Here is a 25,968-nt window from a genome sequence, read left to right as displayed (position 1 = left end):
CCTTTAGAATTCAGAGCTCAAGCCGCTTAGTTCAATTTTTATTATTTACACTGTCTACTTGACAGGGGGCAGTCCATTGCTGATTTCACGTCTTTACTTTAGTGGTAACCGATTTTAATAAAAAACTCTCTATTATTGTTGTTTGGAGAGGAGAGCGGCGACTCCTGGGGGAAAAGCACGAGCTGAAAGCCCCGGACTGAGCGCAGCGAGGGAATTTCAAGGAGGGAAAACTAAGAACGTCACATCGTGTGACAACGTTTTCCTGACCAACATCCTGTTGGCCTAAGCCGTGCCCCCGGAAAGCGTCCGCTGTAACGGAAAACAACTACGCTCTATTTTGAGGGAACTTTTGTCCTGATCTCTTTCTCTAACTTATTTACCACAGCACTTTTTATACTTTTTACCACTGCCACAAGGACAAGGGTCATTTCGGCCAACCTTTGTATCAGTTTTTGTAGTCTCTGATTTAGTTGAGACTGTTTTTAGATCTGGCTGCTCCATCAATGTGATCTCGTGAGGCGTATGTCCTCTATTGATCCAAAGGCGAGTTGTTACGGATACGAAAGCAATTGCCTGTACATACTTATTAAAAAGTTCTTGATCTTGTATTTGATGACGTACCGCAAATTGCTGTGCCACCATATTAATACTACTGCCGACTGTTTGCATCTCACGGATTAGTTGATCCATGTTTTCTTTAATCATTAAGGAGCTGCCACCAAAGAAATCCTTTTGCATCATGGAAGCAAGCTTTTCTTGATAGATTGTTGCTTCATAATAGTTCGCATCCGCATATCGAAGAAGCTCTTCCTTTGCTGGGATATAATAAGGCTTCCCGTTCGCATTATCCTTTATGATTTTATAGTCATTGGGACGTATCGTTGTATGTATGAATTCATCTTTATCCACACGTACAAATTGATTTTGTAGCGATTCCAAAGAATTATCTACAAATGACAATAATTCATTTCTCGTCAATGCTTTATTGTTTTGTGCATTATAAATCTCTAGAAATTTAGGGAAATCAATAACCCCGTAAAGGTTGGTACAAGCAACTACATATTTTAATACCGTTTCCTTATCTTCTATCTCACCTTGTGGGCTGGATTTCACACCTCGATACTTATCCGAAAGAACAAGATAGTTATCATGGTCGATTTTGTCCCATTCTGTTTTTTTGTATTTCACAAATTTTAACAAGTCATTTGTTCTGTCTATATCAATTGGTTTATACCCCTGTTGCTCTGCCCATCCAAACATATGTAAGTAATCAGGATGATTTGGATTATCCATAATTTTTTTAAACTCTTCAAACCCTGGGGGACCACCGACATCTTCGGGTGGGGCAGTTCCTTCTCCCTCTAATATAGTAGGAAAACCAAAATAGTAATCCTCAACTGTCTCTTCTAACTCTACACGTATACGCCAATCGTCTCCGAAGTCGTAGTTATAAATGAGGTAACCCATTTCCTGAAGATACGAGTCAATCTTGATACGGGTTGGCTGTTTAACCTCTCTACCCTCGTACTTCTTTCCTTTATACTCATGTAAGATCGTTTCATTATTCGTAATGTATTTATCGTTTGTTGCTATTCCAAAGGAATGATAAGCTTCCATCGTGCTTCGGAAATTTGTCACGTATTGAATGGTCTCATGAAGTCTATTAAATGTCGCATCTGCCGGCAGAATAACCCGTCTCCACACCTTCGGATCTACGTGCTCAAATGATAATTTTAAAATATAAGCTTTCAAATAAATTCACCTTCCTCCTTTAATCATACGGTATTAAGCGGTTTTCATCGAGTAAAAACTACTTTTGGGAGTAGACTTATGCAAGTATTCTATTTAATGTATTTTAGCAGGGTCTATTTCTGCTCGAATAGAGTATCACATTAGTAAATATGGCTTGTATATAAACCACGAAAAGCTAGTCCTCCTGTCAGGCAAGGACTCTACTATGTATTTAGTCCTTTTCATGCTACTGCTCGTTAATAACGGAGCGGATGATATGAAAGGAGCTCCACTCACCCAGAGAAAACCGATTAATAGGATATTTCTTTGGAAAAATAATACTGGTAATCTCTTTTTCACTTTTCCCCTCGGCGTGAAGCTGCAAAATATGTTGCTGCATCTCTAATAAATAATGTAACTTTCTCTCTAAGTATCTTCTTCCCTTTTCTAAATACCCTGCATGACAGCAGTAGACATCCCCAAAATCATAGGTGAGGACCCGTTGAAGGGATTCTATGATGGTTGGAATACTTTCTTCTCGAAGAATAATCTTTGTTCGTTCTTGGCAATAAAGGTCACCTGTCAACAATTGACCCGTTTGTCGATTGAGCAATGCTAGATGATCCTTAGCATGACCCGGTGTTGGGATGACATCCCAGGTAGCTGATTTAGAGGTAAATGTTTCGCCTAACGGATTAGCTTTAAAGGGCTGTCTCTTACCCCAAAACAGCTTGCGATAAAGGGGGTAGTCTGCTTTCTTTTGACATTGATCTATGAAATGTTCTTTCATATAGATCCGTTTCCCCAGCTCCTGCATATAAGCAGCACAGCCAGTATGGTCCTCATGATGATGAGTAATCATGACCTTCTCCACCTCTTGCTGCTTCAAAAAAGGCTTGATCTCATTCTCTAGTGACTGTGATCCCGTATCAATGAGGACACCATCTACCACGAAACAATGTACATTTAACCTCACGCCTTGAAAAGACACCTTTTCATTCGCCATTATTACACCACTTTTAGTCGAAACATCGAATTGTTTCTTGAAAAGCATCTCAACCACCCCTATAAACAAAGATTTATTTTAGAAAAGAATACCATAAAATGAATGACTATTCACTCTATTCAAGGTCTTCAAGTGCTGGTATCACTGCGTTACCTTTAAGAAAAGCAGTAGACTTAAGTGCTTCTACTTATTCGGTTAATAAAAGAATTTTAAATAACCTAAGTACATTACTGGACAAATGACATTAAACGTTATATACTAAGTTCAATAGTTAAATTGCTTCAAAAGAAAACATTGAATTCACATATTACAAAAAGTGATCGTGAAATGTTTGTCGATACTTTTTCTAATATGTGAATTTTTTTATCTGTTGAAAGATTTATATTATTTAATTTATTTTATGGAGGTTTTTTACATGACACAAGGTACAGTAAAATGGTTTAACGCAGAAAAAGGTTTTGGATTTATCGAGGTTGAAGGTGGAAGCGACGTATTCGCTCATTTCTCAGCTATCCAAGGTGACGGATTCAAATCTCTTGACGAAGGTCAAAAAGTTGAATTTGATATCGAAGAAGGTAACCGCGGACCACAAGCAGTTAACATCGTAAAACTTTAATTCTTCGGAATTAATTTGATAAAAGCCGTACACTCGAAGCAATTCGAATGTACGGCTTTTTATTGTTGATATTTATTACTTCCTGGTAGCTGCTTAATAGTATTCCATGCTTGAATAGCATCCTGACGTGTCTTCCCTTTATTGTTAGGATCTGCAAAGAAATCTTTCGTGAATTGGTTATATTCAAATTGAGGTGCAATCGCTTTCGAGTAAGTCGGATCTTTCTTACGTTCTTCCTCCTCCATCCAAGCGTTCACTGCATCCCGATATGTATTTCCTATATTGTTTTTAAAATAATTTTGAATATAAGTAGAGAAATGAAAGTTTGGTCCAATGACTTCCTGAAAAAATGCCCTTACTTGTTGGCTACACCGATGTCCTTCTGTTATAACAGTATCCAAAGAAAGTGGTTCTTCTACTTTAGAGATTTTAGCTCTTCTGACTGGCTGGAGTATTTCTCCTGAGTGAAGGAATACCTCTATTCGATTAGCAATTTCTCCTTTCGAACCGGCTGGGCTTATAAGGTGCTCTCTACAAAACGCTTGGAGCTCTTCCTTTAACCAATAATACTGTTTAAATTCTTCTATGTTTATATCTTTAGTTAGTTGTGGTCTCATCTCTTTTCCCTCCAGTTAACCGACCTACTAATACCGTAGGATCTATAAAACCCTTTTCCTTCCATTGTAACACTCCAGCAACCATTGTTTATATCCCATACATATTAAACTGTACACGATTATCTCCATATAGAATCCCTCCCCTATTTTTACTTTAAAGGGTGGAGTTAACTCCATGTCACCATGTTTTATTAAGATAATTTATTTATTAATTTTTTATCAATAACTTCCAATTATCAATAATTTTCCATAATCATACTTCAAATACCAATACTAATAGCCGATAAAAACGAGGTGATTATATTTACGGGAAAGAAGGCAGCTTATGAGTATCGGAAAAAAGTTAAACATCGCATTTATCGTCATTATAATTTTATTATTAATCTCTACTGTAACGGCTATGCTTACATCTGCTAATGTAGAATCTAAGGTGGATGAGGCTCTTGATTATAGAGTCACCCAATTACGAGTAATTGACGAGATTCGTTTTGGTATTGGAATGCAGGGGCAATATTCTCAAGAATTGTTAATCGATAATTCTCCGGAAACGAAGGAGCAGCTTGAATACTATATCCAGTATGTGGATGAGCAAATTGCTCAAATTGCTTCTCTTGCCAGCTCTAAAACAATGAAAGCTTATGTAGAGGAGATTTATGTTTATAAAAATGAGTTCAATGAAGCTTCAGAGATATATTTAGAATATGCAAAAACCGGTGTTATGAGCTCTGGATCAAGAATTTTAAAGGACCGAATTACTCCTGCTAACGATGGTATATTAGAAGTTGCACAAAAAATGCTTGATTATCAGGATAAAGAACTGAAAAAAATCTCTCAAGAAACAGATCGTGCCATGACTCTATCCAACATTGTAGCCATTGTTATGTTATTATTTGTTTTGCTAAATGGAGTTCTCCTTATGTGGTTCACTCGTAAGCAAATCTCTAATCCATTAATAAAAATGGTAGACGCAGCCGAAATAATTGCTACTGGAGATTTATCGGGGGAAGACCTGAACTACTCTTCCAATGATGAAATTGGAAAACTAGCTACAGCTACTAATCAAATGAAAAATAATCTTCAAGCGTTACTTAAACGAATCCATGAAAATTCGGAGCATCTAAGTGCTGCTGCCGAGGAGTTATCCGCAAGCACCGAAGAGGTAACTGCTTCTACAAATGAAATGGCTAACCGAGCTAATGATACTTTAGAAGCCTCATCGTCTGCTGCCCAGTCGGCCAATGAAAGTTCTCGAGCTATGGAAGAGACTGCAACAGGAGTTCAACGCATTGCCGAATCAACACAGCACTTATACGACAACTCGAACCAAACTTATCAAACAGCACTGGCTGGAGGTAAAATTATTCAACAGGCAAGTGAACAGATGAACACCATAAATCATTCCTCTGAGATGATGAATAATTTAGTTCAAAAACTAAGTAAACAAACCTTGGAAATTGAAAATATAACTAATGTAATTACGAATATTACAGAGCAGACTAACTTACTAGCGCTCAATGCGGCGATTGAAGCAGCACGTGCTGGCGAACATGGGAAAGGATTTGCAGTTGTTGCAGACGAGGTTCGTAAGCTTGCTGAGGAATCTAGACAATCTGCCAATCAAATTGTCGATTTAATCAAGGATATCAAACTAGATACAGGCAATGTAGAAAAAGCAGCTGAGGAATCACTAGGTTCTGTAACAGTTGGAGTGAAAATCATTGGTGAAGCAGGACATGCTTTCGAGGAAATTGTCACTGGAGTAGAACAGATGAATGTCCAAATCGAAGAGATTTCAGCAACTTCTGAAGAGATTTCTGCATCTGCTGAACAAGTTTCTGCTTCTGCCATGGAAATCGCTAACGGGGCTACAAATGCTTCCTCTAATGTTGAAGGTATTGCTGCCGCTATTGAGGAACAAACTGCTACCATGGAACAGGTCAGCGGTGTAGCAATTGAACTTTCACAAAATGCACAGGACTTACAAGAGGAAATAAATAAATTTAAGCTAGCATAAAATGCTGCCGGGCATATGAGTCCGGCAGCATTTTATATTTAAATGGCTATGCTTAATATCTCATTTCCCACAGCATTTTTTATATTTTTTTCCACTACCACAAGGACAGGGATCATTTCTACCGACCTTTTCGCTTACTGCTGGCTGAGGTGCTTGTGCTTGTTGCTCTTGTTCGAATTCTATGGCGTTTTGTTCGGCAATTTGCTTCCACTCTTCCATAGATGGATGGGAATGTCCCATTACTGTATAGAACGCATAAAGCGTCTGTTCAAGATCAATTAATCCACCATGATAGCCGTTATGGAGATAATCCTCTATCAACGGGAAGGCTTGCTCTGTTAATTGGGCTGTCAGGGATTCGATAACCGTCTCTTTACCACTTTCATCTAATTTGTCGTAGCTCTTTACCAGCACTTCTATTGCCTTTTCAGTTTTTGTTTCTTTTAAAATACTAGCAGCATAAATACACGTCTCATTCTTCATCGCATATGGAGCAACTGCTTCTACTACGTCATCCGTCTGAAAGCTACTTAATGCAACTGCCAATTCTTCTAATAGAATTTCTTCTTCTCTATCTAGTAGGGATACAAGTGTAGGTATATATTCGTTTAACTGTAGTAGGCCAACCGCTCTTACTGCCAAAATACCAAACACGGAGAAAAACTTTTCCCCTAGTTCTTGCTGTAGGGTCTTCTCTACTTCCTGTTTCCCATAGCTGCCAACATCAATCAGTCGCTCAAGCAGCTTTTTCGACTTCTGAAATTCAAGTGCATTAAAGCCATCGCGGTTAACGTCACCCACAACGTCCTCATACGTTTTCCAAAGTGTATCCTCGCTTGCCTCCAACAGTAGCTTATTGAAATCAGTATACTCTGTTCCTATATAGGGAGTAAGCTGTTCTGCTTTGTCTACTAGAACCTGTGAAGGAAGGTTCATGACATATTGAAGGACTAGATGTCTTTTCGATTTTTTTACCTTTTGGAGGAGCTTCATCAGAATCGGGAACGTTTCTTCTGTAACGTTATTTTCTTGTCCCCAGACTAGAATAGTATCTCTTTCTTGTTCATCAGCATGTAACGCATTCGTCAGTTGTTCATTTACCACCTTGCTAGGTGTAAATGGAAATTGATTTAGTACATACGATGCAAATTCTCTGACCAATCTCTCTTCATGATTGATAAGGGGGGTTACTTTGTTTAAGAATGATTGACTCATTAGAATTCCTCCTTTGATACTATCAATATACTTCCTTTTAGTAGTTAAATGCAACTGACCTATCAATTCCTACAGGTTGGCCAAACTAAAATACCTCTTACCGAAATATGCTCGAATACCACCTCATCTCATCATACAATTAGTTTATAAGAAAAACGGGAGTGATATTTGTGCATATCATTGAAGTTAGAAATTTAAAAAAATCGTACGGGGAGAAGGAGGTTTTAAAAGGAATAGATTTTCAAGCGTCACCTGGAGAAGTCATAGGGGTGATAGGAAAAAATGGAGCAGGTAAATCTACTTTTTTAGAAATTCTTATGACCATCAAACAATTTGATACAGGAATTGTCTATGTGTTGGAAGAAGACATTCGATTAGCCTCCATGAGCCGTTTAGAAGAACTTAGAAAACAAATTGCTGTCGTTCTTCAGCCAACCCAATTTTATCGAACATTAAAGGTGGAGGAATTATTAAAATTGTTTAGGTCTTACTATAGGTCCTCCATTGCTTTAGAACAAATTATACATGACTTCAAGTTAGATCCCCATCGCCACAAGTATTTCGATAAATTATCAGGTGGCTGGAAGCAGATTGTTAGCCTAGCGATTGCATTTTTGTGCGAGCCCAAGCTACTTATATTAGATGAGCCAACTACCGGATTAGATCCACATATGCGTAATTTGTTATGGTCTTATATTACTGAATACAATGAACGCACTGGGGGCACTGTCATCTTGACTACCCACAATATGGATGAGGTGGAGATATACTGTGACAAGGTTTTACTTATCAATAATGGAATAACTGAAGTTTTTTCAACTACTGACAGTATTTTAGCTTTAGGCTATCGTTCTGTACATGATTTTTATCTTCAAAAAGTTGATATTTAGGAGGCAATTCTAATGCTAGCTACACAATTAAAATATGATTTACTTATGTTTAGTAGAGAAGTCTTTTATATGTTTTTCACCATTATTATCCCACCCGTAACGTATATTTTTATGGGTCAGTTATATGGGGAAATGACGTATGATCATGGTCTAAACTATGCTCAATCTTACACACCATCCTTTATATTACTCATCACATTTACGGTAATATTTTTTGCTTTTGGCTTTGATCAGGTTAACCACCGTATAACTGGTGTGGAAAAACGAATACGCTTGTCTCCTGTTCCCAAAAACATTTTACTCGCCTCAAGCATTTTACGAGCGATTATTATTACGACCTTAGGTTATCTTATGATACTTAGCATTGGATTAGTTATGTATGATTTATCCTTCGTGCTACTCGATATGTTTTCTTCTTATGCTTTTTTTATAGCTATGAACATTGTCTTACTAATCATGGCATCTGCTATTTATTCCTTATTTGATAATATAAACAGTGCTCTTGTATTTTCTATCCTTATTATGCAAATCGTTATTTTTACCGGCGGCTTCGCACAGCCAATTAACCTAATGCCAAACTTTATACAAGTATCAGCAAAGCTTAACCCACTCTATCATATGAATAACATGTTTATAGATGTATGGAACGGCCAGCTCTCTCTAACTATTGAAACCATTCTCGCTGGAAGCTATATTGGAGTACTTCTATTTGTATCGGTTCTTATTATTCGCTTCATGCACAGGCGGAAAATCTAAAGACAATTATTATCAGAACCTTTACACTATTAAAGAAGAGAGGTGTCAAAGATGAAAGTATCGTTAAATATTGATAGTGATTTTAAAGAGACGTTGGTTAAAATCGAAACACCTACGCTAGATGGACCAGTCCAGGACTTACTGGAATTTATAAAAGGCAGTGAAATAGAATTTTTAGTTGGAAAAATCGATGAAATGCAACACATCTTAAAGCCCGCGGATATTCATTATATTCATACAGATCAGGAAGCAGTCTATGCAGTAACAGCAACCGGCTCATACAAATTAAAGGAAAAGCTATATGAGCTAGAGGAAATGCTACCATCAAGCAAATTTATACGTTTATCAAAATCTGTTATAGCAAACCTCTATGAGCTTAATCGATTTGAAGCTTCTTTCAATGGAACGCTATGTGTGTATTTTAAATCCGGAGCAAAGGAATATGTGTCTAGGACATACGTCGCTCACATTAAGGACGCACTGAAAATGAATAGGAGGAAAAAATAAATGAAAACATTTTTGTTTAGAAGTATGATTGGGATTTTCTTTGGAGCATTCATATCAGTAGTTTTTACAAGCGGGGTAGTACTCTTTAGCGACAGAGAAACGTTAAACGGGGCTTTGTTTCTAAAAAATTCTTTAGGCTCTATATTTTGTGGTTGGTTATTTACAGTAACCCCACTCTACTTTGAGAATAAGCGTTTTACTATGATGCAGGCTACCGGTTTCCATTTTCTTACCGTCTTCGTAGCATACTTTATCTTAGCTTTCTTTATTGGCTGGATACCATTTACTTTGTTAAGCTTTGGAATTGGCCTGGCAATTTTCATTATTGTTTATATTTTACATTGGCTGGCATTCTACTACTATTTCCGTCTACAAGCCAAAAAATTGAACGAAAATTTAAATTCTATCTCGGAATAACAAGGAGCTGCTTCGGGTAGGAGCAGCTCTTTGTTATTCAATCATTGGCACGTAACCCGTTTTCTCAACCAGCTCCTGACCCTGAGGAGATAGAATCCATTCTATAAACTCATCAACATGAGGATTATCCGTATTAGTTGTCACTAAATAAAATTCAGATGCAATCGGATACTGGTTGTTACGAATATTTTCTATTGTAGGTGCAATTCCGTTAATATTTAATAATTTAATCTGATCGTTCTTAACCATTTCGTTCGAATAGAATCGGAATGTGTACCCGATTGCGTTTTTATAATTCTTGTATTGAGCTACTTCTTCAATAATTCCCCCCATCCCACTAACAATATCTTCAGTCGGTGCTTCCATTAAAGGAATTTCTCCCATTAGATTTTCTAAAGCCGTTTGACTCCCACTGCCTTCGGGACGCTGGAATGCTCGTATAGAATCGTCGCTTCCCCCGACATCCTGCCAATTATTAATGCTCCCTGAGTAAATATCCTGGATTTGTTGAAGGCTTAGCTCGTCCACTTCATTTTTTTGATGAACAAAGAACACGAATGCTTCTCTTCCAATCGGTGTAAGTTTAAGCTCCATACCATTACGCTTTGCATGGTTGATTTGCCCCTTAGAGGGGCCTGCAACAAAGATCATATCCACTTTTCCTTGGATTAAGTTATTGTATGCATCGGGAGTCGTATTTACCATGACTTCACTGGAGTATGGCTCATATGTTTTTTCGGGATAAACAGCTTGAGCAAAAGAAGCATACAAAGGGTACAAAGCCGTTGCTCCGTCCAACCTTGGTAAGTCCTCTGTAATTTTAAAAGTTGACTCCTCCTCTAGAGTTGCAATTTTTAAAGGCTCCATGAATGGTTGATAGTCCCAAACATTTAATTCTGCATCTACAGTCGGAATATTATTCTCATATATTTTTTTGACCGGGGTAATTGCACTGATCACTAAGGCCATTCCCATTACCCCTAAAACCCATTGCTTTCTTTTTTTAGTAGTGAAAAAATTAAACAAATAGAATAGATAATATAAATACAGTACCATGACTCCAGTAACTAACATCGAGGTATAATGCATGTTGCCAGTAAAAATAATTACAATAAAGAGAAATGAGGCAATGAAAAAAATACAGATTAGCCAAAATACTGCGTATAAAATTTTATCACTCAAGGACTTTTGTTTTCTTTCCTCCATTTTTACCAACTCCTATTACTCACTAGATGTCGTTAACATTGGCTCATACATCATGATTGCATGATTTTGAGTAATGAACTCATCGTCTATTAATTCACTTTGCATATTATAGGCTTTCCTATAAATACTGTTATGTCGGACATAGCCACCCCAATATTCCAAGGAAATCAAATGATCCTTCTCATACACCTCGTATGTTCTAGTAGAAGGATTATCTGCTCTCCATTCCCCTACTAGATGGGTATCGGTTAGATACAGTACTAGTTGATAAGCCTGCTTAGTATCATTTTTGATTTGCAAATCCAGGTAGTTATATGCACATGTAGCTCCACTTCCAAAAGGTTGACTTCGGTTAGAGTCCGGGAATACATCATAGCTATGTCGATACCTTTCCTTCACCTGAAGTGGTGTATGTAATGTAATCCAGTAAATAAGGTTTGATAGCTGGCAAAGCCCTCCACCTACTCCAACAGTAACTTTTCCATAGTGTAAAATCATTCCTTCAACGTATCCCTTTCTCTTACTCGTATTTCCAATTAATCGCCAATAAGAGAATGTTTCACCTGGTTGGACGATGACAACATTTAATTGCTTAATAGCTATTTTAAGATTAGTAATTTTATTGTGCTGCAGCCACATGTCTACGTCTTTTAATTCACGTAGCAACTGGGTTTGATGAGTCGCAATGATCTCCGATTTTCTGGTTGATTGCTTTTTTAAAGCATACTTTTTCTTCCCAGCATACCAATCCATATAACGCTTCATACGGAAATACTTCTTCCCAAAGTAGATACGCATCCGACTTCTATTTCTCGGTTCAAGTGATTCCATTATCCACTTCAACTCCCTATAAATGGTATACAATCAATAATAGACCATTTATTCAGAAATAAGAAGATATTTTGGGAACCTAACACTGCTCCTAGTTACGAGATAAAATATAAAAACCACTACCTTTAATAGGTAGTGGCATACTTTTTAAGCATTTATAAATAATTCAAATACGTCCTTGAAGTCTTTTTTCATGTATTTGTCTTTTTGCTCTAGCATCCAGTTGGAGGAAAACTGGGTTATCGATTCGAACGAAGACAATGGAGTAATGTCTTTACTTTCCATCTTTCCTACTGACTGGGCAGCGTAGCCTAAGCTATTTTGAGCAATATCAAATTTCTTTTTGTTGTCTAGCATTTGAGTTGATATGGTATGGATTGCCTTATAAAGATCTTTGATTTCCGTAGCAAACTTTTTATGGATATCTATGCTTAATGGCACATTTCCAATCGTGAACTTAATCTCCATATCCAGATCGATAGTTCCTGCAGTTTCAAGCGCTACATCGGTGATTGGATAGTAAGCATAATCATAGCGACGAAGCGTTCTTTTCTTACTAAGGGCATTCTCTCCGTCTACATGAATTAAAGCAAGGTTAGTAAAGCAATATTCATCTGCCTTAGTTTTAATAAGAAAATAAACCACTTCACCTGCTTCATGCATGACAAAATCATCAGACTCCGTTTTATCAAAATCTGCTTTAGAAACAACCACTCCAATGTCTGAAATACCCAATGCATCTGACGCCAACTTTTTAAACATATGATCGCTCTCCTTTACGTAACTTTATCCTATCGTACTCCTTTCTATTCACAAAGAAAAGTGGTAAAAATTATTATTTTTTGATAATATTAATTTCTACATGAGAGGAAAGGAATGTGATAAATGAAAAAGTTAGCAAAAGTACTTGCAATATCGTTTCTTGTAGGGCTTACTCTTACAGGCTGTAAGGACGAAGAGGCAAAAGATGATCAAGATAAAGTAAAGGACGGAGTAATCAATCAGTTAAAAGATGATTATTTATCATCTGTTGATGTAGATTATGCCTATGAATTTACTAAAAGCTTAGAAGAGTTTAAAACAAATGAAAAGCTTGGATACCGAACAGCTGGTTCTGAGGCAGAACTCAAGTCCGGAGAAAAAATTGGACAAGAAATGGAGAAAATCGGCCTTACAGAAGTAACGAAGGACGAGTTTACTTTAGATACTTGGACATTTGAAAAAGCCGATTTAACGTTTACGGATGAAAACGGTAAAGAGCATTTAGCGGTTCTTGGTGGCTACCAGGTTAATTTCAATACAAATGGCGTCAAGGAATACGACATTGTTTACGGTGGCAAGGCCACAGCTGAGGACTTAGATGGACTCGACATCGAAGGCAAGCTCGTTTTAATAGACATAAATCAGCGTGAGGAATGGTGGATCAACTACCCCGCATACCAAGCTCATGTAAAAGGTGCAGCAGGAGTTATAGCTGTACAGGAAGCTGGTTATGGAGAAGTCTCTCCAGATGCCTTAAATGCTCAAGATTTTTGTGGACCGGATGATGCTCCTGCATTTTCCATGTCCCAAACGGATGGAAATAAGTTAAAAAAATCATTGGAAGCTAGTGAGACGGGCTCCTTGAAAGTGAAATTTGATGCAAAATCTACTGTTGAAATGGATGGCAAATCCTATAATTATTATGGAAAAATCGTAGGGAAGGATCCAGAGTCTTATATTATCTTATCTGCCCATTATGATTCCTACTTCACAGGATTCCAGGATGATCATGCTGCCATAGGATTATTGATGGGAGTAGCCAAGGGTCTAATCGATAGCGGCTATCAGCCAGAAAAAACGATTATCTTTAACGCACTTGCTGCTGAAGAGTGGGGAGTTTCAAATTCTCGCTATGACTGGTCCACTGGTGCATACAATCAAATATTTAACATTCACCCAGAATGGGCTGGAAAAGCATTTGCTAACATGAACTTTGAGCTCCCTGCATATGAGCACACGACCCAGGACGAGATTCGTGCTACATACGAATTGAACAATTACCTTACAGAATTCTCTAAAGATGTTCCAGCTGTAGAAGGTGTTTATAAAGATGGAATTTCTGTAATATCTCCATTGCGTACTTGGTCAGATGATTTTTCCTTTAATATTGCTGGGGTTCCAGCTTTACGTAATGATTTCCAAGATAGCGATTTTATGCGCTCTCATTACCATTCACAATTTGATACCGAAGAAACGTATAATGAGGACGCTTTTAAATTCCACTTGAATTTATATGGTCTTCTAACTATGCATTACGACAAAACAGCTGTGGTGCCTTTAGACTTTACCACTCGTTTGAATGCTATGAAGGAAACAATTGATGAAAATGCCTTTGAACAAGCAGAGGTATCTAAGGACGAGCTGATTGACGAAATTGACCATGTAATGGATACAGCAAAGGATGTAAACAAAAGAGTTGCAAAGATTAATGAGGATTACTTAAATGCCCTAGCTAAAGACGACCAAGCTGCGGCTAAAAAGCTTTATAACGAAAGCCGTCAGCTTAATAGTGATTTATTAGCTGCATTCAAGCATGCTGAGGACAGCTTCACTCGCCTGACTTGGGAAGACGTTGTTATATTCCCTTACGAGCACGCACAAAACAATATAAATAATTTATCGCTTTCTATTGAAGCGTTAGAAGATGGAGATCTTGCTACACCTTTGGATGAATATTTATGGAACATCGATAACAACTGGTATGCCTATGATTTCGATCAAGAAGTATTTGATTACTTCACAGACTACGTGATAGATGCACCTGCCCAAAAGCTGATGTGGGGTGCTGGAAGAATTGTTGGTCATGAAGATCTGTACGAAGTCATCCATTCTCTTAAAGAAAAAAGCGACATAGAAAATGCTGACTTAACAGAAGAAATTGAATCACTCAAACAATCATTAACCAATCAAAAAGCTTTACTAAAAACAACTACCTCAGAGCAAGTTGCTGATTTAAGAGAGCTAGGCAGACAGTTAGAAAATTTGAAGTAAGATAGAAAAAGGCACAAGACTATGGGATAGTCTTGTGCCTCTTTTGTATGAATCGGTCGGTTTTCATTCATAATCGATCGGTTTTGCCGGATTATCGGTCGGTTCTCATTCATTATCGGTCGGTTCTCGCTCATAATCGGTCGGTTTTCCCGGATAATCGGTCGGTTCGCGCTATTAATCGGTCGGTCCCCCTAATTATTGGCCCACTGGCTTAATTTATCTTCCGAATTTCTGCTCCCTCAAGAAAAGCTACAATGTCCTCTACCGCTTCTGTAAAGTAGACGCGGTAATTATGTTCACTTACATATCCTAAATGAGGGGTTGCCAGGACGTTAGGTAGCGTACGATATGGATGTTTCTCTGGCATTGGCTCTTCCTCAAATACATCTAAGCCTGCTCCTGCAATCCTGTTTTCTTCTAGTGCTTTTATTAATGCCTCTTGGTCTACGATTGCTGCTCGTGATGTATTGATGAGATAAGCACTACGCTTCATCTGCTCTAATTCCTGCTTGCCTATTATTCCTCTTGTTCTGTCACTTAATACAAGGTGAACCGACACGAAGTCACTTGTTTTCAAGAGCTCTTCCTTTGAATTTGCTAAGCGAACTCCTAATTTATCTGTATCTTCCTTCGTAAGGTTTTGACTCCATGCAATAACGTCCATCCCAAATGCTTGGGCTACCGTGGCCATACGTCCTCCGATTTTACCCAATCCAAGGAGTCCCAACGTTCTTCCGTGTAAATCTGCTCCTACTGTGCTTTGCCATGGACCGTTTTCTCTTAAAGCTCTATTCTCCAAAGTAATATTTCTAGCGAGATTTAAGAGTAGTGCCCAAGTAAGCTCAGTCGGTGGCTCAGAGGAGCTCGCAGTACCACATACAGTTACTCCATACGTTGAAGCAGCAGCTAAATCAATCGAGGCATTCCTCATCCCTGAGGTGATTAAGAGTTTTAATTTAGGTAATTTTTCAAATAAAGAAGCCGTGAAGGCAGTTCGTTCTCGCATAATCACAATAATTTTATACTCTTTGATTTCCTCTATTAGATCTTCTTCATTTTCGAAATGCTGTGAGAAGGAGTGTACCTCCACCTGCTCCTCAATAGTCGTCCAGTCTGCCATTTTTAAAGCGACCTGCTGGTAGTCATCTAAAATTGCACATTGTAATTTCATCGTCATTTCCTCCTCACTTATTACTTCACATAATCCCAAATTATTTGCACAATCAATAATACGGTTACTACTCTTAGTAAAGGCTTAATATGCTCTGATTTTAATTTTCGGGCAAGCCTTACACCTAGCTGCGCTCCAATAATTGCACCAATCATTAAAGCAATGGTCACTGGCCACATGATCTTCCCCGTGGATATATACGTAATAGAAGCACCAAAGCAGCTTGCGAATACACCGATTCTAGCAAGGCCAACAGCCCTGATGTATGCAATTTTTTCGCTGGCATACAAGTAAAGGGCAAGGGTGCTGCTCCCTGGGCCAAACATTCCATCATAAATGCCTATACCTAATAAGGATGGTATTGTTTTTCTATTCAACTGAAAGGTCGATGTCCCATCAAAATTTCCTTTTCCCATAAATGAGTTAATGAAAGCAAAGCTTAATAACAGGATGGCTATGACCATGAGTGTCTCCCCACTTAGAAAGGATGCCGTAAGTCCCCCTAAAATTCCTCCGCCTAAACAAAATACTAGAACAGACAGCGCTTCTTTCGCTGACACTTCCCTTTTAGTAAAAATAACTAAAAAACTAGATAGGGAGCTCACAGTATTTGAAACCTTGTTGGCACCAATAGCTGAATGAATCGGTAAGCCCATTAGCAGCATCATTGGAAGACTGATCAGTCCTCCCCCTCCAACTAGCGTACCAACCATATTTCCTGCAATCCCAATAATAAAAAATATTAGAAATTCCATTATTTTTCCTTCTTTCTAAACTTCTCTGTTAATTCAGCATACTCCTCCATTTATGATAAGTAAATTTGATAGAATCTATCGTTTCTCATTTGTAAAACTTAAGGTAAAGAGCAGGAATCTGCATTTCATTCCTAGAAGTAGTAACTAGAGGAGGTTTTTATATGAAAAGACTCATACTTTTAACACTTCTATTAGTTGGTTGCTCAGAAGAAGCAGCTGAACCAGAAAAAGAAGCCGCAGATAAAATAGCAACCAATTTAGAAATCCCTTGGGCAATCAACCAACAGGACAGTATCTTTTATATATCAGAGAGAGTAGGTACAATAGCTGTCATTGATGGGTCTACCGTTACCCATGAGGAAGTCATTTTTTCGGATACCTTGTCCTCCGCGGCAGAAGCCGGACTTCTCGGCTTTGTATTAAAGTCTGACTTCAGTAAAACCAATGAGGCATTTGCCTATTATACGTATGACAAAGACGGGGAATCCTTTAATCGTGTAGTGACTCTAAAACGAGAGAATAATCAGTGGCAGGAAACTGAAATACACCTCGATGACATTAAGACCGGTAATATCCATCATGGTGGACGACTGGAGATAGGTCCTGATCATAAGCTATATGTAACTATTGGAGATGCAGGTGACCCTGAGCTTGCTCAGGACGAAAATTCCTTGAACGGTAAAATTGTGCGAATGGAAGAGGATGGATCATTCCAAATTTTCTCCTCTGGTCACCGTAACCCACAGGGACTTGCCTGGCACGAGAATGGGACTCTTTTTGAGGCAGAGCATGGCCAGTCAGCTAATGATGAGGTCAATTTAATTGAGCAAGGAAAGAACTATGGCTATCCCATCATTGAAGGATCTGAAACTAAGAACGGCTATGTAACACCGCTTATCACTTCTGGCAGTAACGAGACATGGGCACCCTCTGGAATAACCTTTCACAAAGGAAAGCTATATGTCGCTTCCCTACGCGGAGAAGCTGTAAAGGTCATGAATGTAGAAACTGGTAAGGTTGAACAATCCATCACTGGCTTCGGTAGGGTACGTGATGTCTTCTCTAATGGGGAATCGTTGTACTTTGTCACTAATAATACCGATGGACGTGGTAATCCAAGCGAAGAAGATGATATCTTATATAAATTAAACTAAATAAAGGAAGTAAAAAAGTGAAATCGGATTTTCCGGTTTCACTTTTTTATGGGAGGTATATCCAGCCTCTTACCTTTAAATCTTTCGCTTATATTTTAAGGAAATTGCTTGGTCCTCTAGGTTACTCTCATAAGATTGCTCCTCGTGTTGAAAGATAAAGCCACGTGACTCGTAAAAAGGAATTCCAAGCATATTGTTTTTGGCTACCGACACCCATTGCTCGTGCGCACCATACTTCGATTTCTGAACATCCGATAAATAGTTTAAAAGCTTGGTCCCGATCCCTTTATTTCGTTTCTCTGGATCCAAGTAAAGAACGTATACTTCAGCAATTCCTTCTTCATCTACCCCACCGCCTATAGCTCCAACTATTTCATTGTTCAATAGAGCGACGAAGTATCCGTTCCAAAAACGATTGGTTTCTGCAATTTCCTTTTCAATTCTATCCACAGTATAAAACTTTTCAATTACACCTTCTATGTATTCCATGGAATATAAATTCTTGTATGTGTTCCATTGGGCTGCCACACATACATCCACGATCCCTTGTTCATCTCCAGGCATTGCTTTCCTTACTATTACCTGGTCAACCTTAAGACACAAAGCTAATTGGATTCCGGCACTTCCTAAGTACCTGTGCCCCTCGTCGATAAACCTATTTTTTAAATAGACAGCCTGTGCAGCTTTATTAGCCTCATTTACACCGAGCACAACCTGCTTAATAGATGGAAAATGCTCCATTACAAACTGGGGTAAAAGCTGCATAGAAAACTTTGCTATTCCTCTCCCTTGGAAACTAGGATGAACAGAATAACCTCTAAGTAGGATACTGTCTTTCATATCCGTATAATTTAACTTATCGTCTCCAGTGTCCAATACAAAAAATCCAGCAACCTGTTCACCGTCTAAAATAACAATCGGTGTATAGGTAGGACACATTTCAACCTTTTTAAGCATTTCTATTGGGTGTCCTGTGAAGCCTAATTGCTCTTCAGACAACGGATAATTTTCTAATGCCTCTTTATGCTTGGACTCATAAATGACCAATGAAATCATATTTTTCCCTCCTCTTTTAATTAGCATATCATAAAATTTCTGCTAGACTAGAGGTACTTAAGGAGAGTGATTTCAGTGAACATTGCCATCGTAGGAGGTGGTATTGGAGGACTTTGTGCAGCAGTTACTCTGCAAAAGCAAGGTCATGAGGTGCACGTGTTTGAGTCTGCTCCAGTTTTCCACCCAGTTGGTGCTGGAATAGGAATTGGCTCCAATGCTATGCAAGCACTAATGGAGATTGGTGTTGGAGAGGAGATATTCCGCAATGGCTATATCCTAAACACACAAGTCTTTCAGGACATGCATGGAAAAGTGCTCAATACGATCGATTTCTCGGTTCTTAAAAAAATGTTTGGACAAGAGAATATCACCATCCATCGAGCAAACCTCCATCGAACCTTTCTCGAAAATCTAAAAACAAATACCATTGAATTTAATAAAAGATGTATACGTGTTGAGCAAAATGAGCATAAGGTTACTGCTTTTTTCAAGGATGGGACAGCCTTTGAAGCTGAGCTTTTAATAGCAGCAGACGGCATAAACTCTCCTATTCGCCAACAGCTCGTTCCTGAATCTAAACCAAGATATGCTGGGTATACTTGCTGGAGAGGGATAACTGAAAACAATGGTCGAGTAAAAGAATTTACATCCACAGAGCTTTGGTCCACAAAAGGGAGATTTGGTATGGCACCTATGAAAGATGGTTTCATTTATTGGTTTGCTTGTATTAACACCTCTCCAAGAAATCCAACCTATCAACAGCTTGAACCTAATGAAGTGTCATCTATCTTTCATCATTTCCCTGAAACGGTTTCCGATATTATTGCTAGCACACCTTCTGAACAAATTCTTCACCATGACATTTCAGATATCAAGCCACTCCGAAATTTTGTGTTCGATCGAGTTGTCCTATTAGGTGATGCAGCCCATGCGACTACGCCAAATATGGGTCAGGGTGCTGGACAAGCTATCGAAGATGCAATAGTCCTCGGGAATGGCTTTAAACAATTTGAAGATATAAGAAGCGTATTAGATTTTTACAATGAAAAACGAGTAGCACGTACCGGAAAGGTGATTCGTCTTTCCAGACAAATTGGAGCGATTGCCCAAATTTCTTTTAGCCCAATAGCAGCTGCTCGTGATTTGATCTTTCCCCTCCTCCCTTCAAAGTCTTTACTATGGCGTCTTAAGTTCTTATTTGATGTAAAACTATAAGAGCTGCTGGAAGGATGCCAGCTTTAAACTTTTCCTTATAAGATAGAAAAAGTGCCCGCATTAGCAGGCACTTTACTATTCTTTATCCCGTATTTTTTCTAAAATTTCAATGACACGCTCGTTTTGTCTTTCAATGTTTTTTAATCTCTTTTCGATTATATTAGAAGAGAAAAATACGATAAGTACTAATGCTATTCCTGCTATTATATCCAAAACTATTTCCTCCCCTTAATATATTTGCAATCCTAAAGCATCATCAATCTCTATATGCTTTGGAACCTTTAAGTGAATATAGGTCATACCTCTTACATTCTGATAGGAATAGGTTTCGCCACTGCTAGCTTTTGGTAGATTTACTAAACGGTTAGAAAACTCACTAAACTCCAGATTTATTCCTATTGGCTCCTTCACAGATAAATGGTTTCCAGCCCAATATAGCTCATGTAAGGGAATTATTTTATCTAAGAGAATACCTTCTATAATAAAGTTAGATCTATATTCTTTACCTTCTATCAATTGATTTGTAGCATCTGTCCATTCTACAACAAATCTAGTGGAATAAGAATCAGTGCCTTCATAGCCTATAGATAACGTATTTCCACTTAACTCATGAGACCACTCATCTATTAGAAATCTTTCAGTAAGATTATTCTCCTCGTAGTTTTTTAAAGCTTCTTCTAATTCAATATTTTCTACTTCTAGCACCTGAACTTCTTCCTCCGTCAACAGCTCTAAATGGTTATTAGGCATGAGCTCATAAACTAACATTGCTATAAATAGTATGACAATATAAGCGAAAACGATATATTTTTTAAGCTGCAAGGAACCATGTAAATTTTTTGTACTTTTCTTTATACCACCTATTAATATAAAGGATATTAATAATATTAGAACAATAGGGAGCAGACCTACTATGAACGCTATCCATACACCACTCACGCTCTTACCTCCCATCTATTAGATACTGCAACTGAAATTAAAAAGAAAATTACTGATAAACCAAATATTTTAAGCATGAATACCCACAAGTTTCCCTCTACTATAAAGAAAAATTCTATAATATTAAGCCCTATAGAACTCATTACTATCCCAACGAGAATTATCGGAAAAATTAATATCAATGCCTTATGCTTTTGGACTAAGGATCCCATTAAATATCCAAAGGAAGTGAACATAGATATTAAGATGAATAGTAAGAGTAAAGTTTGCATTGTTGCCACAGGCTCATCCAGTATTCCCGGGCCGTCAATAAACACCACGTTACTAAACAATACCTGATATAATCTCAACAAATATGTACATAAAAAAGTAGTAACCGCCGCAACGGCACTGACAATCATCAACACCACAATATTCGCGATGTTGCTACTTAGGCGTGTGGAAACAAACGTAAAATCATCATAACGGTAGGCCTTCGTCGTGATTAAGTTCCCTACAAATACTGCCCATGCAGCTACAAAGAATAAGACCCCATCAAGTGTGTATGTGTTGATAGTAATTTCTGTACCAATACTGCTTGTTCCTATCATTCCAGTGCTACTAGTAAGAAGTAAACCTAATAGTTGTATAAATATAAGCGATAGAACAGCCCCTATATATGCCTGTAATTTGAATTTAACCTGCATCCTTACTATGCTTCCTAAACTGACATTACTTAAAAACATCATCAATCCCCTCCTTTGTTTCACTCGTCACATACATACACACATCGCTCGCCGACAAAGCCTGGGGCATAGCACCCTCTGTTCGAGCCTTCTCTATAGAAGAATTGTATTTTACAACAACATATTTTCTTTGATGATCTAACTGCTTGGAGAAATAAACCTCTTCCCCTTGCGTCCATCTTTCAATATCAGTTGCATTCCCCTGTAATCCCACGGCATACTCTCTTATTTCATCAAGCGGTTGATGTAAAACCACCCTTCCTTGGTGAATCAAGAGGATATCCTCCAACAAGTGCTCAATCTCTGCTAAATGATGGCTAGAGATTAAAATAGAACGAGGATGAGCTATATAATCCTTTAGCAACGCTCGGTAAAAGTCTGACCTTACTGCTTCATCCATCCCATTCATCGGTTCATCAAGCAAAGTTAGCTCACAACGAGTAGAGAGCCCAAAAATTAGATTAAACGTAGCAGCTGTTCCTTTAGATAAGCTAGAGTGATTAAGCTTAGGATTTAATTTGAAATAATCCATTAGTCTTTTAGCAAGCTCTCCATCCCATTTTTTATAAAAGGCTGGAGCCATGTTCAAAATCTCTTCTAAATTCAGTGTGTCAGGAAAAGTCATTTGGTCATCCACTAAAATACTGTTCGCAGATACTAACAAATCATTATAGGGACTTCTATCGAAAACGCGCACTTCTCCAGAACTATGGCTGGTAAAACCAGATAGTATTTTCAGTAAGGTTGTTTTCCCAGCTCCATTGCGGCCAATTAGCCCTGTAATTTTCCGATCACTTAGCTCGAAGCTTACATCCTCCAAAGCATTCGTCCGATGAAAAACTTTTTTGACATTTCGACATTCAACTACCTTCATTAGACTTCCTCCTCACATTTATGTATGAGTTGAATTAGCTCCTCTTTGGTTATTGACAATCTTTTAGCTTCCATCACTAAATCTGATACCATTTGCGTCAACGTCTGGTCTCTCCGTTTAGCTAATATCATTGCCTTGGCTTCTGTCGCTACGAACATTCCCAGTCCCCTTTTCTTATATAAAATCTCTTCTTCTACTAGTATCGTTAACCCCTTCGCTGCAGTCGCTGGATTAATATTAAACAGCTCTGCAAGCTGGTATTGGGAGTAAATTTTCTCATCATCTTTAAAATGCTCGGCTATAATCTCATTCTCTAACCATTCCGCAATTTGTACATAGATGGGCTTTGCACTATCCGAATTTAAAATCATTGCGGTAAGTCTCCTCTCAATCTAAAGTTAGTGCATTAGTGATGTAATGTAGTATATAACATAAAAATATAATTGTCTATACAATTTGGACAATAAAAAAAATCACACCCTTAGGATGTGATCAAGAACTCAAAGAATTTATTGCCGATAAAGAACTTGATAAGAATAATTACTACAAATGTAAAACCTATTAAAAGATAACCTACTATATTTTTTATTTTCATACGACTAATTTAGCTCTATATCAAAATTTAAGTTAATCGGTTCTGCAGGCATATTATCCGGAGCTTTTAAATTGGTTGTTGGAGTTTTCTCATCTACTTCTTCAAAAGTAAACTCATCCATCCATACCATTCCGGAGCCTTGTAGTAAAACACCGAAATATATCGCTCCTGCATGCTCGGGTACATCTAAGACGACGCTATAATAGTTCCACCCAGTTGTACCAGTAATAGGACGATTACTCATATTATCAAACTGAAGGGTATCGCCATCCTTGGCGTCAATGCGCATCCAAAGACCTGCAAATCCTTGTATATCCTCAGTTTTAATAAAACAAGAGAGCTTTAATCGTTTCCCACAGTATTTACTAGCATGGAACTGTTGCATAACTGTCCCAAACTGTTCTTCTCCTACTGGCTTAATGGAACGCAAATAACCGGAAGCATTTCCCTTGTGCACCACTTGAAAATCTCTACCCATCTCAAAGTTTTGTGGGGTTGCCCCACTTAAAAACCAACCATTCATAACCTCTACCTCCTCTGTTTTTTCTAGTAAGGTTCGCATGAGTGTTCGATACTTCCCTGGTGGCAAACCATGCACCTTACGAAAAGCTCTCGTAAAAGCTTCCTGGGACTCAAATTGATAAGTTAAGGCCAAGTCCAAAATTCGTTCATCTGTATAAATTAGTCTTTGAGCTGCCAAGGTAAGTCTCCTATTACGAACATATTCGTGTAACGACATTCCAACCTTTTGTTGAAATAACCGATGGAAATGATAAAAAGAATAGCCAGTGACTTGTACCACTTCTTCATTTCGAACTGCCTCCTCCATTTTCTGTTCCAACCAGTTGATCGTCTGATGAATGATCTTCATTCGCTCATGCACCTCCTATTAACTACAGTTTATATGGTATAGGCTTGAATATTTTGATATTTTTTGCGGAAGTTGAGGCTAAAAGTTTGGCGACCGACCGATTATTGGGGAGAACCGACCGATTTTTCACTGGAACCGACCGATTTTTTACTCGAACCGACCGATTATTCCATTAAACCGACCGATTATCTCTTTTTCTATAAAAGGTTCTCTTATTCGATCCACATTCTTTTAAATTCATCGACTTTATAATTCGTAAAGTTGCTTGCTGCGAGTTTAACTGTAAAAATTCTCTACATTCTTTATTATTCAAGCTGTCTTTTACTAGAATAAACCATTCTTTTATTGCTTTTTCATGTGCTTTACGATTTACCTGTCCACACGCCTCACAATACCAACCAGCTTTAATTTTCTTCATTCCGAACAAAGAACAAACAGGACACTGAACACCTTTAATCAAATCTTTCGGATCTATTCCCCAGGTTTCACACATAGGGTAAGGCCAATAATCCTCATGATTGTTCTTTAAACTATTAGTCACCTGCTGAAACTGTTCTAGCGATAGGTAAGCCTTCTCTCTTGGGAGCCCCCATATAAAGTTGGGGATAGTAGTAGGATACATAATAGGAGAGGTAACTGGAGATTTATGAACTCTTGACTTTGTAGATCCTAATATTATTGCTCCTATTACTGGAATATCTAAACCATTCGTTTTTAACCATTTTTGAAGCAAATTAATATTTCGTTCTAATTGAACCTCTGGGCTCTCATATATATCTACCTGACCACTTTCTAACTCTCTTCTTAAACAGAATGGATCTCTTTCAAAACTTAAGGTTCCAACAATATTCTTAGACTCTAAAATTAGTATATAATGTCGAGTAATGAATAAGGCATCAATTTGAAATTTACCATTAGAACTCAGATTTAAGTCTAACAAAACTGCATAGTCAAAAGGAAAACTATATTTACGGAAAATGGCTTCTACATTTTTCTCTCCTATAATACCTGCTTTAGCAGATAATATTTTGGAGTGAATACGTTCTTTTAGTACATGATTATTACCTAAGCGTTCATACAGTGCTTGTAAGCCAATATAATTATAATTAATAGCCTGCTCTTTTAAAATCAAATCTTCCCTCCTTTTTGCATAATATAACATAATTTTAGAAAATGTAAATTTTACACATTTAATAACTTTTTTATTTTCCCTCCAATTATCAGCTCTTTTTTCTATTTTCCTCGTTATTACTCTTTGAAAATTTTATTTTGATTGTTTCTGTCGTATATAGTTTCTATTTCCCGGGAAATGTCAATTTAGAGGAAAAACTTAAAGGTTGTATTCGACATAAATTATAAATTGCAACGGGATTCTCAGTTGTATGCTTCGATGAAGAGATTATCTTTCGCTTTGGTAATAATAAAAGTAAAAAAAGCCGCCACCGATTACTGGGTGACGACTTCCTTTAGTTGCCCAAAGACTTCCTACTCTTGCAAGGGCGACCCTCCAACTACCATCAGTGGCTGCGAAACCAGATGGGCGGCAGATTTCTTCGTCAGCCTCGGTCGTTCGGTTCCTCGAACTCTTTACCCCTCCGGCTTCTCGCACACTTCCTTAGGGAGAGAGATTGACCTTCGGCTCTTTCCTGTAAAAGACAAAACAAAAAAGCCGCCACCGATTACTCGGTGACGACTTCCTTTGGTGCCCAGCGACGTCCTACTCTTGCAGGGGGAGACCCCCAACTACCATCGGCGCTGAAGAGCTTAACTTCCG

At 38.0% G+C, this 25,968-nt stretch carries 27 protein-coding genes and 1 rRNA gene; 9 read left to right on the top strand and 19 right to left on the bottom strand.

What is annotated here, in order from left to right:
• Positions 1-372 precede the first annotated feature (372 nt).
• Both HF876_RS16485 and HF876_RS16480 read right to left on the bottom strand, forming a co-directional pair.
• On the bottom strand, positions 373-1,752 hold the full coding sequence (locus HF876_RS16485; protein ID WP_169361142.1) for an IS1096 element passenger TnpR family protein: 1,380 nt from the start codon (positions 1,750-1,752) through the stop codon (positions 373-375).
• Positions 1,753-1,978: 226 nt separating this feature from the next.
• A complete protein-coding gene (locus HF876_RS16480) occupies positions 1,979-2,785 on the bottom strand; it encodes an MBL fold metallo-hydrolase (protein WP_169361141.1) in 807 nt (268 codons plus the stop codon).
• Between the two features lie 367 nt (positions 2,786-3,152).
• Here HF876_RS16480 and HF876_RS16475 point away from each other — a divergent pair, with 367 nt between their 5' ends.
• Positions 3,153-3,353, top strand: a complete 201-nt coding sequence (locus tag HF876_RS16475; RefSeq protein WP_169361140.1) for a cold-shock protein — start codon at positions 3,153-3,155, stop codon at positions 3,351-3,353.
• Positions 3,354-3,412: 59 nt separating this feature from the next.
• Here HF876_RS16475 and HF876_RS16470 read toward each other — a convergent pair whose 3' ends face one another.
• Complete coding sequence (locus tag HF876_RS16470; RefSeq protein WP_169361139.1) at positions 3,413-3,970, bottom strand: DUF6434 domain-containing protein; 558 nt, start codon at positions 3,968-3,970, stop codon at positions 3,413-3,415.
• A gap of 325 nt (positions 3,971-4,295) precedes the next feature.
• On the opposite strand from HF876_RS16470, the gene HF876_RS16465 reads away from it, so the two are divergent.
• A complete protein-coding gene (locus HF876_RS16465; protein ID WP_169361138.1) occupies positions 4,296-5,984 on the top strand; it encodes a methyl-accepting chemotaxis protein in 1,689 nt (562 codons plus the stop codon).
• 60 nt (positions 5,985-6,044) lie between these two features.
• Here the strand turns inward: HF876_RS16465 and HF876_RS16460 are convergent, their stop codons facing one another.
• A complete protein-coding gene (locus HF876_RS16460; protein WP_169361137.1) occupies positions 6,045-7,199 on the bottom strand; it encodes a YecA family protein in 1,155 nt (384 codons plus the stop codon).
• A 170-nt stretch (positions 7,200-7,369) separates the two neighbouring features.
• Between HF876_RS16460 and HF876_RS19205 the strand changes: the two genes are divergently transcribed.
• The 4 genes from HF876_RS19205 to HF876_RS16440 are packed head-to-tail and all read left to right on the top strand — an operon-like array spanning position 7,370 to position 9,769.
• Entirely contained in the window at positions 7,370-8,089 is a 720-nt protein-coding gene (locus HF876_RS19205) for an ATP-binding cassette domain-containing protein (RefSeq protein ID WP_169361136.1), read from the top strand.
• A 12-nt stretch (positions 8,090-8,101) separates the two neighbouring features.
• Complete coding sequence (locus HF876_RS16450; RefSeq protein ID WP_169361135.1) at positions 8,102-8,845, top strand: ABC transporter permease; 744 nt, start codon at positions 8,102-8,104, stop codon at positions 8,843-8,845.
• A 51-nt stretch (positions 8,846-8,896) separates the two neighbouring features.
• Positions 8,897-9,352, top strand: a complete 456-nt coding sequence (locus HF876_RS16445; RefSeq protein ID WP_169361134.1) for a LytTR family DNA-binding domain-containing protein — start codon at positions 8,897-8,899, stop codon at positions 9,350-9,352.
• Positions 9,353-9,769, top strand: a complete 417-nt coding sequence (locus tag HF876_RS16440; RefSeq protein WP_169361133.1) for a DUF3021 domain-containing protein — start codon at positions 9,353-9,355, stop codon at positions 9,767-9,769.
• A gap of 33 nt (positions 9,770-9,802) precedes the next feature.
• On the opposite strand, the gene HF876_RS16435 is transcribed toward HF876_RS16440, so the two are convergent.
• From HF876_RS16435 to HF876_RS16425, 3 genes are all read right to left on the bottom strand, one after another.
• Positions 9,803-10,975 carry a PstS family phosphate ABC transporter substrate-binding protein gene (locus tag HF876_RS16435; protein ID WP_169361132.1) on the bottom strand — a complete coding sequence of 391 codons (1,173 nt, stop codon included), beginning with the start codon at positions 10,973-10,975 and terminating at the stop codon, positions 9,803-9,805.
• A 15-nt stretch (positions 10,976-10,990) separates the two neighbouring features.
• Positions 10,991-11,806 (bottom strand): VanW family protein, encoded by an 816-nt coding sequence (locus tag HF876_RS16430; protein ID WP_169361131.1) that lies wholly within the window; start codon positions 11,804-11,806, stop codon positions 10,991-10,993.
• 147 nt (positions 11,807-11,953) lie between these two features.
• Positions 11,954-12,568: a PH domain-containing protein gene (locus tag HF876_RS16425; RefSeq protein ID WP_169361130.1), complete on the bottom strand. Its 615-nt coding sequence runs from the start codon at positions 12,566-12,568 to the stop codon at positions 11,954-11,956.
• Between the two features lie 123 nt (positions 12,569-12,691).
• On the opposite strand from HF876_RS16425, the gene HF876_RS16420 reads away from it, so the two are divergent.
• Positions 12,692-14,839: a M28 family peptidase gene (locus HF876_RS16420; protein ID WP_169361129.1), complete on the top strand. Its 2,148-nt coding sequence runs from the start codon at positions 12,692-12,694 to the stop codon at positions 14,837-14,839.
• A 211-nt stretch (positions 14,840-15,050) separates the two neighbouring features.
• Here the strand turns inward: HF876_RS16420 and HF876_RS16415 are convergent, their stop codons facing one another.
• On the bottom strand, positions 15,051-16,010 hold the full coding sequence (locus HF876_RS16415; protein ID WP_169361128.1) for a D-2-hydroxyacid dehydrogenase family protein: 960 nt from the start codon (positions 16,008-16,010) through the stop codon (positions 15,051-15,053).
• Positions 16,011-16,030: 20 nt separating this feature from the next.
• Positions 16,031-16,765: a sulfite exporter TauE/SafE family protein gene (locus HF876_RS16410; RefSeq protein WP_169361127.1), complete on the bottom strand. Its 735-nt coding sequence runs from the start codon at positions 16,763-16,765 to the stop codon at positions 16,031-16,033.
• 161 nt (positions 16,766-16,926) lie between these two features.
• Between HF876_RS16410 and HF876_RS16405 the strand changes: the two genes are divergently transcribed.
• A complete protein-coding gene (locus HF876_RS16405) occupies positions 16,927-17,919 on the top strand; it encodes a PQQ-dependent sugar dehydrogenase (protein ID WP_169361126.1) in 993 nt (330 codons plus the stop codon).
• Positions 17,920-17,994: 75 nt separating this feature from the next.
• Here HF876_RS16405 and HF876_RS18980 read toward each other — a convergent pair whose 3' ends face one another.
• Positions 17,995-18,975 carry a GNAT family N-acetyltransferase gene (locus HF876_RS18980; protein ID WP_240949810.1) on the bottom strand — a complete coding sequence of 327 codons (981 nt, stop codon included), beginning with the start codon at positions 18,973-18,975 and terminating at the stop codon, positions 17,995-17,997.
• Positions 18,976-19,050: 75 nt separating this feature from the next.
• Between HF876_RS18980 and HF876_RS16390 the strand changes: the two genes are divergently transcribed.
• Complete coding sequence (locus HF876_RS16390) at positions 19,051-20,190, top strand: FAD-dependent monooxygenase (protein WP_169361125.1); 1,140 nt, start codon at positions 19,051-19,053, stop codon at positions 20,188-20,190.
• Positions 20,191-20,265: 75 nt separating this feature from the next.
• Here HF876_RS16390 and HF876_RS16385 read toward each other — a convergent pair whose 3' ends face one another.
• The 9 genes from HF876_RS16385 to rrf all read right to left on the bottom strand — a co-directional run.
• Entirely contained in the window at positions 20,266-20,403 is a 138-nt protein-coding gene (locus tag HF876_RS16385; protein ID WP_169361124.1) for a hypothetical protein, read from the bottom strand.
• 15 nt (positions 20,404-20,418) lie between these two features.
• Positions 20,419-21,129 carry a hypothetical protein gene (locus tag HF876_RS16380; RefSeq protein WP_169361123.1) on the bottom strand — a complete coding sequence of 237 codons (711 nt, stop codon included), beginning with the start codon at positions 21,127-21,129 and terminating at the stop codon, positions 20,419-20,421.
• On the bottom strand, positions 21,126-21,857 hold the full coding sequence (locus HF876_RS16375) for a hypothetical protein (RefSeq protein WP_169361122.1): 732 nt from the start codon (positions 21,855-21,857) through the stop codon (positions 21,126-21,128). Before HF876_RS16375 ends, HF876_RS16380 begins: the two co-directional genes overlap by 4 nt.
• A complete protein-coding gene (locus tag HF876_RS16370; protein WP_169361121.1) occupies positions 21,841-22,728 on the bottom strand; it encodes an ATP-binding cassette domain-containing protein in 888 nt (295 codons plus the stop codon). Before HF876_RS16370 ends, HF876_RS16375 begins: the two co-directional genes overlap by 17 nt.
• Positions 22,728-23,099 carry a GntR family transcriptional regulator gene (locus tag HF876_RS16365; protein ID WP_169361120.1) on the bottom strand — a complete coding sequence of 124 codons (372 nt, stop codon included), beginning with the start codon at positions 23,097-23,099 and terminating at the stop codon, positions 22,728-22,730. Before HF876_RS16365 ends, HF876_RS16370 begins: the two co-directional genes overlap by 1 nt.
• 228 nt (positions 23,100-23,327) lie before the next feature.
• Entirely contained in the window at positions 23,328-24,194 is an 867-nt protein-coding gene (locus tag HF876_RS16360) for a helix-turn-helix domain-containing protein (protein ID WP_169361119.1), read from the bottom strand.
• Positions 24,195-24,366: 172 nt separating this feature from the next.
• Positions 24,367-25,326, bottom strand: a complete 960-nt coding sequence (locus tag HF876_RS16355; RefSeq protein ID WP_169361118.1) for a nuclease-related domain-containing protein — start codon at positions 25,324-25,326, stop codon at positions 24,367-24,369.
• A gap of 267 nt (positions 25,327-25,593) precedes the next feature.
• Complete coding sequence (locus HF876_RS16350) at positions 25,594-25,803, bottom strand: hypothetical protein (RefSeq protein ID WP_169361117.1); 210 nt, start codon at positions 25,801-25,803, stop codon at positions 25,594-25,596.
• 95 nt (positions 25,804-25,898) lie between these two features.
• A 5S ribosomal RNA gene (rrf, locus tag HF876_RS19400) occupies positions 25,899-25,968 on the bottom strand; the annotation flags it as partial.

This window comes from Psychrobacillus sp. BL-248-WT-3, assembly GCF_012843435.1.
GTDB lineage: Bacteria > Bacillota > Bacilli > Bacillales_A > Planococcaceae > Psychrobacillus.
The sequence above is the reverse complement of the archived record's forward strand: the minus strand, read 5'-3'. Positions and strand labels throughout refer to the sequence as shown.